A 14632-nucleotide genomic window follows, 5' to 3' on the forward strand; every position below is an offset into this window, starting at 1 on the left:
GCCCAACGGTTCCTGCGCGGCGTGCCTCCGAACGCGCCGCGTGATGGCCGCAAACCCCCGGCCGGCGGGGATGTCCGGGTGGAACAGCGAGAACGCGAGATCGACAGAGGGGATGAACCTACGTAAAAAGTCACTCACGGTGACGTTTTCGGCGTCTTGGGAGGCGCGGCGAACGCACACGTCTCCCCCTTCGATCATGTTGAATGTCGACCATGATCGTGCGTCGAGTACTTCCCGATGAGATGAGCGCCGTCAGCGAGCTGCGGGTGATCGCCTACACGGCCGACGGACTGTTGGATGTCAACCCGGACTACGTCGAGGCGTTGCGGCTCTTGGGCGCCGACGGCCACGGCGAGGTCCTCGTGGCCGAGGACGACGGTCGTCTGTTGGGGACGATCATGTTCGAACCCTGGTCACCGCAGAGCGAGGTGGCCCGGGGCGCGGACGAGGCGGAGGTGCGGGCGTTCGCGGTGGCGCCCGAGGCGCGAGGCCGGGGTGTGGGGCGCGCGTTGGTGAACGCGCTGGTGGAGCGGGCCCGTGAGGAGGGCGTCTCCCGGTTGCTGCTGTCCACGCAACCGCAGATGCTCTCCGCTCAGTACGTGTACCGGGCCCGCGGGTTCGTCCCGGTTCCCGAGCGCGACTGGTCGCCCCTGCCCGACGTCGTGTTGTCGACCTACGAGTTGGTGCTCAAGGACTGAACACCGTGGGGGCCGTGGCGGGGCCGGTCCCCGCCGCGTCCGCGTTCGCCGTGAAACCGCCGACGTGAGGCGGCCGGCTGCGCGGAACCGTCCCGTGGCGGGTGGTCGGGCTTTCCTCCCTCGGAGGGGGAGGGAGGTCGCGTCCCGTCCGCGTTCGTTCCGGTGCCGTGTGCGTCGCGGTGCCGTGTTCACACCGAGCGCGCCCGGCGGGCCGCCCGGGCCAGGACCAGCCCCAGCTCCCCGTCGGCCAGGCGGTCCAGCACCGTGTCGGCGGCCGGGTGGCCGGACGACCGTACGGAACGGACGAAGTGTTCGGCGTGGGGGGACAACCGTTCGCGGTCCCGGACGGGCAGCGGCAGGCCCGCCTCCACCAGTACGGCGTAGTCGTCCAGCAGGGCCCACGCCGTGGGCCGTGAGGTCGGTGGTTCCTCACCGGTCGCACGCAAGCGCCGTACCCATCCGCCGAGCACGGGGTGGTCCAGGTGGGGGCGCAGGGTCGTCTCCGGATCGACCCCCTGCCGGGCGAGCAGTTCGGTGACGTTCCTGCGGCGGTGCCAGGCCCCGGGGGCGGTGGAGGCCTCCAACAGGGCGCCGGCGGCGGTGTCGGGGTCCCGCCCCTCGATCCACCGGTGCAGGAGGTCCCCGGTGTCCGTCGGACGCCCCTCCTCGGTCAGGGAGAGCACCTCGTGGGCGTCCATGTCGGCGATCGCCCGGGTCACCCGTACCGGGACGCCGACCCGTCGGAGCCGGCGCACCATGCAGTGGTCGCCCAAGCGGCCGATCCGGAATCCCCCGTCGGTCCGGTGGACCGCCTTGAGGTCGGCCAGGAGTTCCAGGGCGACGCGCACCCGCTCCTCGTCGATCCCGTCCCGGCCCCGGTAGGCGGCGGTGATCTGGCGGGGGGCGCGCTCCCGGCCCAGGAGGAACAGATCGGTGAGCGCCAACAGGGTGGTGGTGCCGTGTTCGGCCGTCATCGCGGGCAGCGCGTCGGCCCAGGCGTCGGCGACAGCTCCGGGGACACCGGCCGACCAGGCGTAGGCGGCGCGTCCGGCCAGGACCCGGGTGTAGGTGGTGCGCAGCAGACGCGCGGAGCGGGCGACGGAGAACAGGTGGTCGATCTCGGCCGGGGACGCTTCCAGATGGGCCGCTGCGGCCGGCACGTCCTCGGCGCACAGCGCGTCGCGGCCCTCGGAATCGGGGCGCAGCAGCCGGCCCCGATCGACCCAGACGGTCAGCCGGGCGGCATCGGCCAGCGTGCGGCACTGACGTGCGGCGTCGTCCAGGTCGCCCGGTTCGGCGGGGGCGATCGGTCGCGGCGGTGTGCCGTCGAGCCGGTCCAGGAGCGGTTCGGCGCCCGCAGGGGCGGGGACGGGGGCGCGGTCCCCTCCCACGGTCAGGTCGACCTCCTCGATGGCGGACCGGAGGCGGCGAGGGCTCTCGTCCGAGACCAGGCCGTCCTGGTCCACCAGGTGATCGCACCAGGCCAGCCAGGTGGAGCGGAGCACAGCGGTGTCGCGGAGCGCACCGGGGTGGCGGGGGCCGCCGGGGCGCGCGCCGGCGCGCACGACGCGGGCGACCTCGTGCACGTCGTCCACGTACCAGTCCCCTGGCTCGGGCGCGCCGAGCTCCAGGTGCGCGGTGAGCAGCAGGGTCAGAGCGTCGGCGTCCGGTACGGTGCCGGTGTCCCGCGCCCCATCGAGGCATCCCCGCACAGCGGAGGCGATGCCCTGTGTCACCGTCTCCCCACCGAAAGTCGTGGTACTCACGATGTCAGGGTAACCGCGCCCCTCACCGCCGGAGACGGGAACGCCGAAATCGCGTCGGAGTCCCACCCCGAGACGGTCGATCGGCCATCGAGAAGTCCGGATCGGCGCTCACCCCCGGCCCGTCGACATGGGAGGCGATCCGTTCCACCGCCGCTCCGTACACCTGCCGTCCCGTCCTCGACGGGACACGGGAGGCCGGCCCGTCGGCAGGGCCCCGATCCGTGCGCCCGGCTCACCGTCCAGTGCGGCCTCGGCGGGGAAAGAGTGTGAACGTGAGGAAACCGTTCCCACGAAACAGCGGGCGGCGTCGTTCTCGCGTCCGTGATCATCCCCGGTGAACGCGCCCCGGGCCGGCCCCAGAGGAAGGGACCGTCCGAGAGCAAGGTTTGACCCCGCTCGCATAAGAGCACATAGGGAAGGGAATCGGTCCTATTCCCCCTTTTTGTGTGCTTTCGCCCCAGGAGGGCGCCGCGTGACCGACGACCTTGTCACGACAGTCCGTTCCCACCAGGCGGAATGGCCCGCCGGACTCGACGTGGAGGAACTGCTCGCCCAGGGATGGCGTCCCACCCCTTTTCGCCAGTTCATCCTCAAGATCCACAGCCGTTGCAACCTGGCCTGCGATTACTGCTACATGTACGAAATGGCGGATCAGGGCTGGCGACGCCAACCGCGCCGAATGGCCCGACCGATCGTGGACCGCGTCGCCGAACGGATCGCCGAGCACGCCCGGGCCCACGGCCGTTCCCGGGTGGACGTCATCCTCCACGGCGGCGAGCCCCTGCTGGCCGGGGCGGACCACATCCGCTATGTCGCCGACGCCCTCCGCAAGACCTGCGAACCCGACGTCCACGTCTCCCTGCGCGTGCAGACCAACGGTGTCCTCATCGACGACGCCTTCCTCGACCTGTTCGACGAACTGGGCGTGCGGGTCGGGGTGAGCGTCGACGGTGCCGAGGAGGACCACGACCGCCACCGGCGCCGTGCCAACGGACGCGGCACCCACGCCGAGGTCCGGGCCGCCCTCGACCGCCTCACCCGCCGTCACCGGCATCTGCTGTCCGGGTTGTTGGCCACCGTCGACCTGGAATCCGACCCCGTGACCACCTATGAGGCGCTGCTGGAGTTCGACCCGCCCGGCGTCGACTTCCTCCTCCCGCACGGTACCTGGGACACACCGCCACCGGGCCTGACCGGGGAGGGCACCCCCTACGGCGACTGGCTGACCGCCGTGTTCGACCGCTGGTACGGGGCGCCCGTGCGGGAGACCGACATCCGTATGTTCACCGAGATCATCCGGCTGGTCCTGGGCTCCCCCTCGCGCACCGAGTCCGTGGGGCTCTCCCCGGCCGCCATGGTGGTGATCGAGACCGACGGATCGGTCGAACAGGTCGACAGCCTCAAGGCCGTGGCCGAGGGCGCCGCCGGCACCCCCTTCCACACCCTCACCCACCCCTTCACCGAGGCCCTGTACACGCCCGGCGTCGTCGCCCGGCAGATCGGCCTGCGGGCGCTGAGCGACACCTGCGTCGCGTGCCCCCTGGTCCGGGTGTGCGGGGGCGGGCTCTATCCGCACCGCCACCGGAACGGCACGGGGTTCCGCAACCCGTCCGTGTACTGCGCCGACCTGGCCCGGCTCATCACCCATGTCCACCAGGCCGTGGCCGCCGACGTGGCCCGCATCCGGGAAGAACACTGAATGCCCACCACCCCCGCCACCGTTCCCGACGAGGTGTTCGACGCCCTGGCCGTGGGAGGAGGGGGGACCAAGGCCACCGCCTACCTGCGCGCCGCCCAGTACGGCAAGCACCTACTGCTGGTGCGCCGGGTGCTGGACGCGGCCAGGGAGGCGGACCATCCCGACACCGGACGTGTCGAGGAGGCGTGGTGGGCTCTGGTCGCGGCGCAGGAGACGGATCCCCCGTCGGTCGCCGCGACCCTGCGCCACCCCACGGTCGGGGTGTGGGCCCGGCGCACCGTGCTGGCTCTGGAAGGGCGGCGCCGCGAGGACCCCCGTGTCTCGGTCCTGGCGTCCCTGGCCGCCGCCGCCGCGCTGCGCGCCGGGACGACGCTGCGGATCGAGGTCCCCCTGGACGGTCCCACGGCCCCGCTCGTGTCCCTGGGCCGGGCCGTGGTCGGCGGCGAGACCGGAGCGGTGGCCGAGGTCGCCGACGGGCGGGCTGTGCTGGCCACACGGGACAGGGAGGTGGCGGTGCCCACCGATCCGCACCGGGACGGCCCCGGCTGGCAGGCGCTGCGCCGGATGGAGGCCGAACACGCGGGACACCGCTTGGCCCTGCTCTTGGACGACCAGGATCCCGACCGCATGCCCGGGGCCGACATCGTCGCCCGCCGCCTGACCGGACCGGAGGTCGACCACTGGCGTGCCGTGTTGTGGGAGGCGTGGGAGATCCTGGTGGAGGACCACTGGACGATCGCGGAGGAGACGGTCGACACCGTCCTCACCCTCACCCCCACCCGGCCAGCGGACGGCGCACACACCAGCGCGACCGCCCGGCACGCCTTCGGGAACCTGGGGCTGTCCACCCCACCCGAACCGGTGGCGTTGGCGCTCACCTTCGCCCACGAGGTGCAGCACGCCAAAATGACCGCGCTGTGGGACCTGGTCCCGCTCACCCTGCCCGACGACGGCAGCCGTTACTACGCGCCCTGGCGACCCGACCCGCGACCCGCGGCCGGACTGTTCCAGGGGGTGTACGCCCACTTGGGCGTGGCCGGTTTCTGGAGACGCCACCGGCACACCGTGGCCGGGGCGCGGGCGGAGCGGGCCCACGCCGACTTCGCGCACTGGCGGCGTTCCACCCTGGACGCCGCCCGGGTGCTGGCGGGGTCGGGCCGGCTCACCCCGGAGGGGGAACGGTTTCTCACGGCCACCGACCGCACCCTGGAGGCCTGGCAGGACGAGCCGGTGCCGACGGCTGCCGCGGAGGCCGCCGCCCGGGGCGCCCGGGAGCACCTGGCCCGATGGTTGGAACGCCACGGCGACCGTTCAGGGTCCTGACCGGTTCGGACCCCTCCACGACGGCCTCTCTCCATCAGGAGCCGGCGACCTTCAACCGGGGCGGGACGGGGCGAGGGCGGGGGCCCGGCGCACGGTCAGAGTTGGCGGGGATCGAAGTCGAAGTTCATCCGCCGACCGGACAGGAACGCCTCGGTGAACTGGTGCTCGCGGCCGTGGACGCGGGCGTACAGGGGTTCCACCTGAGCGAGCAGCCGGTCGGCCTCGTCGTCCTCTCCCTCCGCGCGCAGGTCCAGGATGAGGTTGGCCGAACAGGAAAGGACCATGGGGTGCTCCTCGCCGAGCAGGGCCCGCATGCGGCGCAGACTGCCCCGGCCCAGGCGAACGGCGTTCTTGGTGTCGTTCAGCGCGGACAGGTCGCTGGCCAGGTTGAGGGTGATGCCCAGCGCGTAGTGGTGGTCGCGGCCCAGTTTCTCCTCCACACCCGCCAGTGACGCCTCGTTGAGCCGGCGCGCCTTCGACGGGTCGCCCAGCATCCGGTACAACAGAGCCACGTTGCTGGTGCACCCGTGGTTGTAGGGGTGTTCCGCACCGTAGATCTGGTCGTAGCGCAGGTCGGTGTCCTCCGCCAGTTGCAGTGCCTCCGCCAGCGCGCCGTGCATCCGCCAGGTGTTGGCCAGGCACATGGCGGCGGCGAGCGTTTCGGGGTGGTCGAGCCCGTACAGCCGCAGGTGCCGGGAGTGCGCGTCCTGGGCCAGCTCCAGGGCCTGCTCCAGGTCCCCGTTCATGCGCAGGGAGGTGGCCAGGTCGATCTGGGTGCGCAGGGTCCGGGGGTGATCGGCGCCCAACTGTTCGCGACCGTAGGCCAGGGCGTCCTCGCCCAGGTCACAGGCCTCGATGTAGTCCCCGGCCAGCCGCACGGCCAGTGCCAGGCCGTGCAGATAGATGAGCAGGTGTACGGCGGACTGGGTCGCACTGTGGCGCTTGTGCAGCATGTAGACGCGCTCGTGCAGGTCGCGCGCCCCGGAGAAGTCACTGGTCAGGGCGAGGTCGACGGCCAGGTTGTACATGGCGCGCAGGGTCGCCGGATCGGCGGGGCCCAGCGCCTCCCGGTGCAGCCGCAGAGTCTCCTCGTCGCTCTCGCGGGCCTGCTGGAATTCGCCCTTGGCGCGCAGGTCGGCGCCGATGCCCGAGCGCACGGCCAGGGTCAACCGGTGTTCGGGGCCCAGAACGCGCTGCGTCTGTTCCAGGAGGGTCCGGTCCAGGTCGTACGTCTCCTGATAACGGCCCAGTTCGCGCAGCCGGTTGGCGTACTTGAGCCGTGCCTCCAGGACGTGGGGGTCGTCGGGGCCGGACACCGAGGCCCACTGCTCGACGAACTCGTGTGCGTAGCGTTCGGCCATCGCGTAGTTACCGGAGGTGTACAGGAAGGTCAGGACCTTGAGGGCGAATTCCCTGGCCTCCGGAAGGGTGCTCTCGGCGATGCCGGAGGGGCGCAGGTGGGGCAGTAGTTCGAGGTAACGGTCCTGGGAGGCCGGGTTGTTCATCGCCGACGGCGCGGCGGCGGCCAGGAGAGACCACACCTCCTCGCGCACGCCCCGCTGTTCCTCGGAGGACAGCTCGGCCCGGATCAGGGTCTGGATCAGTCGGTGCACCTGAATGGTCCGGTTGGAGTTGTCCAGCCGGATGAGCGCGTACCGGGCCAGTTGGCCGATGACCCGGATCAGCTTGATGGGGTTGGCCAACAGGTCGATCATCTCCGGGCGGACCGGGCCCTCCTCCACCGGGAAGAAGACGTCCCGGGGGATCGGTTCGGGCCCGAAGAAGGCGCAGCAGCGCAGCAGGTCCATGGCCTCGGGCAGGTTCTCCCGGAGCTTGCTCACCGACAGCTGCCAGGCGGCCGTCATCGGTGTCGGATACTCGCTCGGCGCGCCCTCGCGCAGCAGGGAGGCGGGCTGCTCGGCCAACAACCTCAGGTACTCGCGGTTGGACATCCCGGTCTCCGACCGAAGCGCTCCCGCCTGTTCCAACGCCAGGGGAAGGTGTCCCAGGGCCTCGGCCAGCTCCTCCGCCTCCGCCCGGGTGATGCCGCGCGGAATGCGCTTCTTGAGGAACTCGACGCTTTCGACGTCGGGGAAGACGTCCACCGAGACCGTCTCGGCGACCGACTGCCAGCGGTGATTGCGAGAGGTGATGAGCACGTGCCCGGTCTCATGACCCTCCGGGATGACATCGCGCAGGTCCTCGGGTTCGTCGGCGTTGTCGTAGATGAGGAGCCACCGCCGGTAGGGGTCGCCCCTGCGAAGGGCGTTCAGGACGGTCTCGGCCGCCTCCTCGATGCCGGTGGAACTCACCCCCGGCAGACCCATGTGGGGGGCCAGATGCGCGAGGGATGAGCGCACCAGGCCCGGCTGGTCGGCGTTGATCCACCACACCAGGTCGTATTCGTGGCGGTAGCGGTAGGCGTACTCCACCGCCATGAGGGTCTTGCCGACACCTCCGTAGCCGTGGAGCGTGTGCGGGACCACGGCGGTGATCTGGTTCATCAGACCGAACCTGAGCGCGTTGAGCTGCTGGGCGCGCCCCGTGAAGTTCTTGTTGCGCCCGGGGACCCCTCCCCAGACCTCCGGAGAACGCCCCGGCGCTCGGCCTCCCACGGGTCCTTGCGCATCGGCCACTTGGCTTCCTCCGTTTTCACATCCGTCACACCAGAAAACCGTTACCGCATCCGGTCCTGATGCCTCGTCCGTGTCACCATTCCTTTTTCCGTGCTTCCGGGACCGGGTGGTTTTCAGGGTAGGCGATCATGTTAGGGAGCGACAGTCGCGTGGTAAAAACCTCAACGAGGAAGTAGTCGGAAAAAACGTTTCGGAGGATGGCTCGCCGCCCTCCGGACGGGTGGGAACGGAGAGGACTGTGACGGCAGTGCAACATGGCGGCGACCTCGCCCTGGTATCTCTTGAGGGCCTGTCGCTAAGGGACCTGGAATGCTTCGGGGAGTCTGTGATCATCGGTGCGCTCGGGTCCGTCCTGGGTGCCGGAGAGGCCGACGGTGAGATCGTCGCCTCCTTCGCCAACGAAGGGGACAAGGCCTGAGTCGTTCCCAGGTCGGATTTCCCGTGGTGTGCGGCGTTCGTCGAGCGGACCGCGCACATTGTTCCAGGTGAGAATGCCTGCGTGGGGCATTGTTCTCCTTGTGGTCCACGGCGTTCCCATTGTCGTTCCTGCTCTTGTCGATTTCTCGTTCTCGCTGGTCGGGAGCCATTGTCATGAAACGAACCGCCGGGTGGGACGACCGACCCGGGCCGTTCGTCGGCCCGCGACCCTTCCGTGCCCGGGATCGGCCGTTCTTCCTGGGACGAGGACGGGAGGTCGCCGCCCTGGTGACGGCCTGGCACGGTCATCGGCTCACCGTCCTGCACGGTGACACCGGCGTGGGCAAGACCTCCCTCGTGCGCGCGGGGGCCGTTCCCGGGATCACCGACAGGGGCGGCGACGTCCTGCCCCATGACGACCTCTGCCTGGACTCCGGGTTCCCCGCCGCCGTCCTGCCCGACCAGAACCCCTACGGCCGCGCCCTGGTCTCCTCCTGGGACCCCGAGGGACCGCCCGGGCGCTCTGTCGCGGACCTGCTGCGCACACGTTCCCGCACCGACCGCTATGGCCGCCGGATCCCCGTGTACGCCGTCCTGGACCGGGTCGAACTCCTCCTGCGGCCGGGGGGCGCGGGCGAACATCACCGGCGCGACCTGCTGGAGGAGCTGCTCACCTGCCTGGACGGGCACGAGGAGCTGCGCCTGCTGCTCGTCGTGCGCACCGACCACTGGGACGAGTTGCGCCGCCTGCTCGACAAGTACACCGTGCGGTTCGCCGAGATCCCACTGCACCCCCTCACGGCACGGGCGGCGGCCGAGGCCGTCGATCTGGCCCTGGACCGGGTGGGTCACCGGTTGGAGCCGGGGCAGGGACGGCTGCTCGCCGAGGAACTGTGCCTCCCCGTCCCCGGAACGCCCCATCGGGGCGGAATCGTGGACCCGGGCCTGCTCCAGGTGGTCGGACGGGCGCTGTGGGAGGCGTTGCCCGCCGGAGCCCGCACGCTCACCCGTGACCCGACCGCCGACACCGACCGGGCCCTGCACGCCCATACGGCGCGCGCCGTGGCCGAGACGGCCGCCGAGTGCCTCGTCTCCCCCCGCGCGCTGCGCGCCTGGCTCGCCCGCGTCCTCGAATCGGGGGAACAGGGCGCGCGGGCCTTCCGGGGCGGTGAGGACGCCGCCCGAGCCCTCCAGGACCGGCACCTGGTCGGCCGACACCACGCCAACGGCACCTACCTCGTGCGCCACCCGAGGCTGACCGGTCCCCTGACCTCTCCGGATCCGCTCCCCGAGGTCCCCCGCGGGGCGACCTCGCACTTCTCCTTCGCCTGCCGCACCCGGACGCGGGGAGACCTCCCCGTGGCCCGTGAGCACGCCCGTCGGGCGTTGGCCGCCCAGCCGCCACCCCGGCCCCGCGATCGGGCCAGGATCATCTCCCTCCTCGGCGACCTGGCCTTTCACGAGGGGGACTTCCCGTCGGCGGCCCGTCTGTACCAGGACGCTGCCGGACTCCGGGCCTCCCTGGGGGAGGGCGTCGCCGTGGGCCACGCCCTGCTCGCCCAAGCCCGCTGCCTGCTGCTGGCCCGTGACCGTCCCGCCGCCCTGAACGCCCTCGCGGTGGCGGCCGGTCGGGCCGGCGCCGACCCGGGGATGCAGACCGGCCTGGGCCAGGCCCTGTGGCAGGCGGGCCAGGCCGAATCCGCCCTGGACGTCCTCGATCGGGTGCTGTCCCGCGACGGTGCCAACGCCGAGGCCCGCCGCACCCGGGGGGAGATCCTCGCGGATCAGGGGGAGGCCGTCTCCGCCCTGCGCGACCTCGAACGCCTGGAGGCACCGGAGAGCCCTTCCACCCGTACCGCCCGCGCTCTGGCCCAGGCCACCCTCGCCGGGGTCGGCACCTGGTCGGAGGAGCTGGACGAGGCCCTGGTCGAAGCCGCCGACAGCGGTCCGGTCCTGCTGCGCGCGGCCCGGGTACGCCGTCTGCGGGGCGACCGCGATCTCGCCGCCCGACTGGCGGCCCGGGCGGTGAGCGCGCATCACCCGCCTCTGCCGCCGCACCAGGTGTCCACCGCCGCCCGACTGTCGGAGGAGGCGTGACGTCGGTCCTGGCGCAATGGTCGGACCCCACCGTCCTGGTCGCCCTGATCACGGGGGTGACCACGGCGACGGCGACGATCACCGCCTCGGCCGTCACCGGGGGGCGGGCGGTCAAGGCCGAGCGGGAGCGGGCGCGCCACGCGCTCGAAGCAGAACGTGACCGGTTCGAGCGGGAACGCGGCCTCCGGTCCGAGGAGGCGCATCGCGCCCTCATCGGTGAGGCTGCCGCGAGTGTGCTCAGGTTCGCCATGACCGGGAGGTGGATACTGCACGTTCGGCTCATGGGGCCCAGCGGGCCGGGCCGGGAGAGCCTGGCCGACCTCATGGACCGTTTTCCCGATGACGCCCTGGCGGCCCTCACCGCCCTGGAGAGGCTGCGGGGCGTGCTGCCCGCGGAGGCGGCGGTCTTCGCGGAGGAGCTGGTGGCGACGGTGGACCGGGTCTTCGTGCGAGTGACCTCCGAACGCGCCGAGACCGGGAGCGCCGAACTCGTCAAAGCGGACCTGGATCGGGGGCTACGGCGACTGTTGCGTTCCCTGTCCGGGCCCGAGGAGGGTTCAGGATCACCATCAGTACCGTGAACACCAGTGCGATCACCCCGTTGGCCGCCGCGAGCAGGGCGCTGGTGGGTCCCGGTCCCCAGGCCTCCAGGAGGTGGCCGCCGCACACCAGCCCCAGCGGCATGGCCCCCTGGGCGAAGAACTGGTCCACCCCCAGGACCCGGCCCAGGAGGTTCCGGGGCACGTGGGTCGCGTGATAGGTCCCCACCGTCACGTTCATGTGCGCTCCCACGAACCCGATGCCGCCCCAGGTGAAGGGGAGCGTGGCCATCAGCCAGCGGGGATCGAGGTGGTGGGCCACCGCCAGGGCGCCCAGCGGGAGCATCCACGACCACAGGCACAGGGCGATCATGTGCACCGGGCGGAAACGCCCCACCAGACGCGGCGCGAGCAGTGATCCGAGCAGGCCGCCCACCCCGGTGGCGGCCAGGACCACGCCGATGAGCACGGGCGGGAAACCCTCGTGTGTGACCGTCGACATGATGAGCAGCCACACCGTCTGGAACAGGGCGTTGGTGATGGTGCACACGATCAGGGCCGATCTGAGCAGGCGATCGCGGTACAGCCATCGGAAGCCCGCCCGGAACTCCTCGATGAACGGCTCCCGTTCCCCGCCCCTGTCCACGGGGGCGGGGCGCACCGGCCGGGGCAGGAACAGGGCGGTCAGCAGCGCGCCCGAGGACATCACGAGGTTGAACGCCGTGGGCGCCCACGCGGCCAGGCCGAACAGGAGGCCGCCCAGCGGCCGTCCGGTCATCTGGGTGCCGTGGGCGCGGGCCTCGTTCCTGCCCACCGCCTCGGCCAGATGTTCCTCGGGCACCAGGTGGGGCACCGCGGTGGTGGCGGCGGTGGCGAACAGCGTGGAACAGATCCCGTGCACCGCCATGGCCGCGATGAGGAGGGAGACGGGTGCGTTCCACAGCAGGACGGGGGGCACCAGGAGGACGGTCACCGCCAGACGCCCGGCCTGGCCGATGATCATGACCCGGCGCGGATCCACCCGGTCCACCAGGACGCCGACAGGGGCGTGCAGGAGGATGCGGGGGAGCATTCCCGCCACGGCGATCCACGCGGCCGTCACGGGCGAACCCGTCTGCGCCAGCGCCAACAGCGGCACGGCCAGGGTGAAGGTCATGGTGCCCAGGCCGTTGAGCGCCCCGCCGCTCCACAACAGGGCGAAGTGACGCCGCCACGGGGTCCGGACGGCGGTGTTCTCGGGGACGGGGGGCGAGGCCACCGCGCGGGTCTCGGTGGTCACCCCGTCCATGTGACGTTCTCGGGCATGGCTCTCGGAAGGAAGTCGACGTCGTTGTCCGACGGCGTGCGGGAATCCGATGGCATTCCCGGGCTGCCGTCCTCCTACCTGCCTCGGTGGCCGGATGGGCCGTGAGGCGGCGCCGCGGCCGTGTGTTCCCCGCCGGCGCCGCAGTGGGACGGCGACAGCCTAGTGCGATGAGGGTCCGTGCGTGCGCGTAACACGTCAACAGCCGATGAAGAAGATCGTTCAGGCGCCTCCCGTGTCCACCAGGGTGAGCCGGTGGGCCTCGGTGGGGTCCGGGTGTTCCCACCGGCCCACCAGACGGTCCACCACCGCCGCCGGGATCGGGGAGGGGCGGCGGTCCAGTCGGGCGCGCAACGTCCGGGGCGGGGCCTCCACCGCGACGATCTCGACCCGGGCGCCGTAGGCCGCGGCCAGGGTCGTGCAGCGGTCGCGCATCGACCGGGACACGTTCGTGGCGTTCCAGACGAAGGACCGTTCCGCGCGCAGGTGCTCGCGGGCGCGCTCGTGGGCCGCGGTCGCCACCGGGCGCTGGTCGTCGGTGGGCCGCACCCCCAGTTCGCCGCGGATCGCGTCCAGGCTCACCACCGGCCCGCCGGGGCGCTCCCGTCCGATCCAGGTGTCCTTGCCCGCCCCCGGCAGGCCGGACATGACGGTGACGGTCATCCGGGTGTCGTCGTAGGCGTCGTGGTCGGGGTCGCGCTCGGGGCGCTGGAAGAAGCGGAACCGGGCGTGGTCGGAGGGGAAGGCGCGCGGCCGGTCCAGGCAGGCCTGTTCGGCGCAGTACTCGCGGTAGAGGTCGATGTTCTCCAGCACCTCGGTGGCGTCCCCGCAGTCCCGGCCCAGGATGTCGGCGGTGGCCAGGATCGCCAGGTCGTCGTTGCGCGCGGTCAGGCTCACCCGGAACACGATGCCGCGCAGGTCGGGGCGTTCCAGCGCCCAGAACGGGACCTGGTGGTGGCGGACCAGCGCCGCCACGTGCTCGCGCCAGGCGACGGGGGCGCCCATCCGCCACAGGAGGCCGCGCACCATGAGGTCGCCCCGTCGGGAGTGGCCGTGGGCGGTCACCCTGCCGTCGGTGTCGCGTCGGGTGCACAGGGGTTTGGCGATGTCGTGCAGCAGCACCGCGGCGAACAGCCGTACCCGCTCGTCGGCGGGGCGGGCCCGCCACTCGGATAGGGAGGCCAGTGCCTCGCAGGCCATGCGGGTGTGCACGGCCACGTCCCCCTCGGCGTGGTGGACCGGGTCCTGTTCCACCCCCTCCAGGGCGCGGACCTCGGGGAGGGCGTCGCGGATCCGGTCCCAGTCGAGGTCCCAGGTGGGCGGGGCCGGGCACAGGTCGGTGAACTCAGTGAACGTTCGCATGGAGCACCTCCGGGTCGGCCAGGCCGTTGGCGATGACGGGCCGGTCCATCCAGTGCGTCCCCGAGTCCAGGACGGCGGTGGTGAAGTCGGCGCGGACCCACTTGTAGCGGTCCACGGTGCGCCCGCCCTCCTCGACCTTGACGTACAGGCCCTCCATGAGGTCGGAGCCGTCGCTCTCGGCCAGGGCACGGGCGGGGTCGGTCCCGCCCGCGCGGGCGGCCTCCTCCAGGGACCGCCGCCAGTGCGGGGTGCGACAGGTGGAGGGGCCGACCAGGTCGGTGAGGTCCTTCACCCGGCGGAGGGGCCCGGTGTGCAGTACGGGCACCGACACGATGGGCAGGCCGGCCAGCAGCGCCCGGCGTGAGGGGGTGTCCAGGAACGCGCCCTCGCGGGTGTCCAGGACGTCGAACTCGCAGAACAGGTGGGGGAGGGCGTCGTAGTACACGGTGTGCTTGGCGTACATCCACTCGCCGTACAGCACGTACCGGTCGCCCAGCCGCTCGCGCAGGCGCGGTGCCACGGCGGCGGCCCAGGCCTTGAAGGGGGCGAACTGGCGCTCGCGGGGGCCGCCGGTGAGGTAGTGCCCGCGGCTCTGGAGGCGCAGGTCACCGTCGGGCCCGAAGCCGATGCCGGCGTTGGCGCCGTCGAGCTTCTCCTCCACGACCAGGTGCCGTCCGGCGAGGGCGGAGAAGGGGACCGCGGACAGGTCCCGGTCGCCGGGTTGCAGGCGTGATCCCCGGATGTGCCGGGTCCGCGGGTACTTGTGCATGAGGACCGTTCTAGCGTGGCGCC

At 71.9% G+C, this 14632-nt stretch carries 11 protein-coding genes; 6 read left to right on the top strand and 5 right to left on the bottom strand.

Going from position 1 to position 14632, the window contains the following annotated elements; all coding sequences use genetic code 11:
* Positions 1-242: 242 nt before the first annotated feature.
* Positions 243-698 (top strand): GNAT family N-acetyltransferase, encoded by a 456-nt coding sequence (locus RM479_RS12510; protein WP_311512076.1) that lies wholly within the window; start codon positions 243-245, stop codon positions 696-698.
* 188 nt (positions 699-886) lie between these two features.
* On the opposite strand, the gene RM479_RS12515 is transcribed toward RM479_RS12510, so the two are convergent.
* Entirely contained in the window at positions 887-2464 is a 1578-nt protein-coding gene (locus tag RM479_RS12515) for a hypothetical protein (RefSeq protein WP_311511896.1), read from the bottom strand.
* A gap of 472 nt (positions 2465-2936) precedes the next feature.
* On the opposite strand from RM479_RS12515, the gene RM479_RS12520 reads away from it, so the two are divergent.
* Positions 2937-4163 carry an FxsB family cyclophane-forming radical SAM/SPASM peptide maturase gene (locus tag RM479_RS12520; protein ID WP_311511897.1) on the top strand — a complete coding sequence of 409 codons (1227 nt, stop codon included), beginning with the start codon at positions 2937-2939 and terminating at the stop codon, positions 4161-4163.
* Entirely contained in the window at positions 4164-5486 is a 1323-nt protein-coding gene (locus RM479_RS12525; RefSeq protein WP_311511898.1) for an HEXXH motif domain-containing protein, read from the top strand.
* Positions 5487-5581: 95 nt separating this feature from the next.
* Here RM479_RS12525 and fxsT read toward each other — a convergent pair whose 3' ends face one another.
* Entirely contained in the window at positions 5582-8101 is a 2520-nt protein-coding gene (gene fxsT, locus RM479_RS12530) for an FxSxx-COOH system tetratricopeptide repeat protein (RefSeq protein ID WP_311511899.1), read from the bottom strand.
* A 259-nt stretch (positions 8102-8360) separates the two neighbouring features.
* On the opposite strand from fxsT, the gene RM479_RS12535 reads away from it, so the two are divergent.
* From RM479_RS12535 to RM479_RS12545, 3 genes are all read left to right on the top strand, one after another.
* The gene (locus RM479_RS12535; protein ID WP_311511900.1) at positions 8361-8540 is read left to right on the top strand and encodes an FXSXX-COOH protein; all 180 of its coding nucleotides are present in this window, start codon (positions 8361-8363) and stop codon (positions 8538-8540) included.
* A gap of 173 nt (positions 8541-8713) precedes the next feature.
* Positions 8714-10636, top strand: a complete 1923-nt coding sequence (locus tag RM479_RS12540; protein WP_311511901.1) for a tetratricopeptide repeat protein — start codon at positions 8714-8716, stop codon at positions 10634-10636.
* On the top strand, positions 10633-11217 hold the full coding sequence (locus RM479_RS12545) for a hypothetical protein (RefSeq protein ID WP_311511902.1): 585 nt from the start codon (positions 10633-10635) through the stop codon (positions 11215-11217). The genes RM479_RS12540 and RM479_RS12545 overlap by 4 nt, the downstream gene beginning before the upstream one ends.
* On the opposite strand, the gene RM479_RS12550 is transcribed toward RM479_RS12545, so the two are convergent.
* From RM479_RS12550 to RM479_RS12560, 3 genes are all read right to left on the bottom strand, one after another.
* Positions 11129-12454, bottom strand: coding sequence for an MFS transporter (locus tag RM479_RS12550; RefSeq protein WP_311511903.1), 1326 nt, complete (start codon positions 12452-12454; stop codon positions 11129-11131). The two genes, RM479_RS12545 and RM479_RS12550, sit on opposite strands and share 89 nt — an antisense overlap.
* A gap of 246 nt (positions 12455-12700) precedes the next feature.
* A complete protein-coding gene (locus RM479_RS12555; RefSeq protein WP_311511904.1) occupies positions 12701-13840 on the bottom strand; it encodes an AAA family ATPase in 1140 nt (379 codons plus the stop codon).
* Positions 13824-14609 carry an RNA ligase family protein gene (locus RM479_RS12560; RefSeq protein WP_311511905.1) on the bottom strand — a complete coding sequence of 262 codons (786 nt, stop codon included), beginning with the start codon at positions 14607-14609 and terminating at the stop codon, positions 13824-13826. Before RM479_RS12560 ends, RM479_RS12555 begins: the two co-directional genes overlap by 17 nt.
* Positions 14610-14632 lie beyond the last annotated feature (23 nt).

The organism is Nocardiopsis lambiniae (assembly GCF_031845465.1).
GTDB lineage: Bacteria > Actinomycetota > Actinomycetes > Streptosporangiales > Streptosporangiaceae > Nocardiopsis > Nocardiopsis lambiniae.

What these genes read in the sequence shown, in the direction of transcription:
- RM479_RS12525 (WP_311511898.1), top strand. Translation starts at nt 4,164, where the DNA reads ATGCCCACCACCCCCGCCACCGTTCCCGACGAGGTGTTCGACGCCCTG.
- RM479_RS12540 (WP_311511901.1), top strand. Translation starts at nt 8,714, where the DNA reads ATGAAACGAACCGCCGGGTGGGACGACCGACCCGGGCCGTTCGTCGGC.
- RM479_RS12560 (WP_311511905.1), bottom strand. Translation starts at nt 14,609, where the DNA reads ATGCACAAGTACCCGCGGACCCGGCACATCCGGGGATCACGCCTGCAA.
- RM479_RS12555 (WP_311511904.1), bottom strand. Translation starts at nt 13,840, where the DNA reads ATGCGAACGTTCACTGAGTTCACCGACCTGTGCCCGGCCCCGCCCACC.
- RM479_RS12510 (WP_311512076.1), top strand. Translation starts at nt 243, where the DNA reads ATGAGCGCCGTCAGCGAGCTGCGGGTGATCGCCTACACGGCCGACGGA.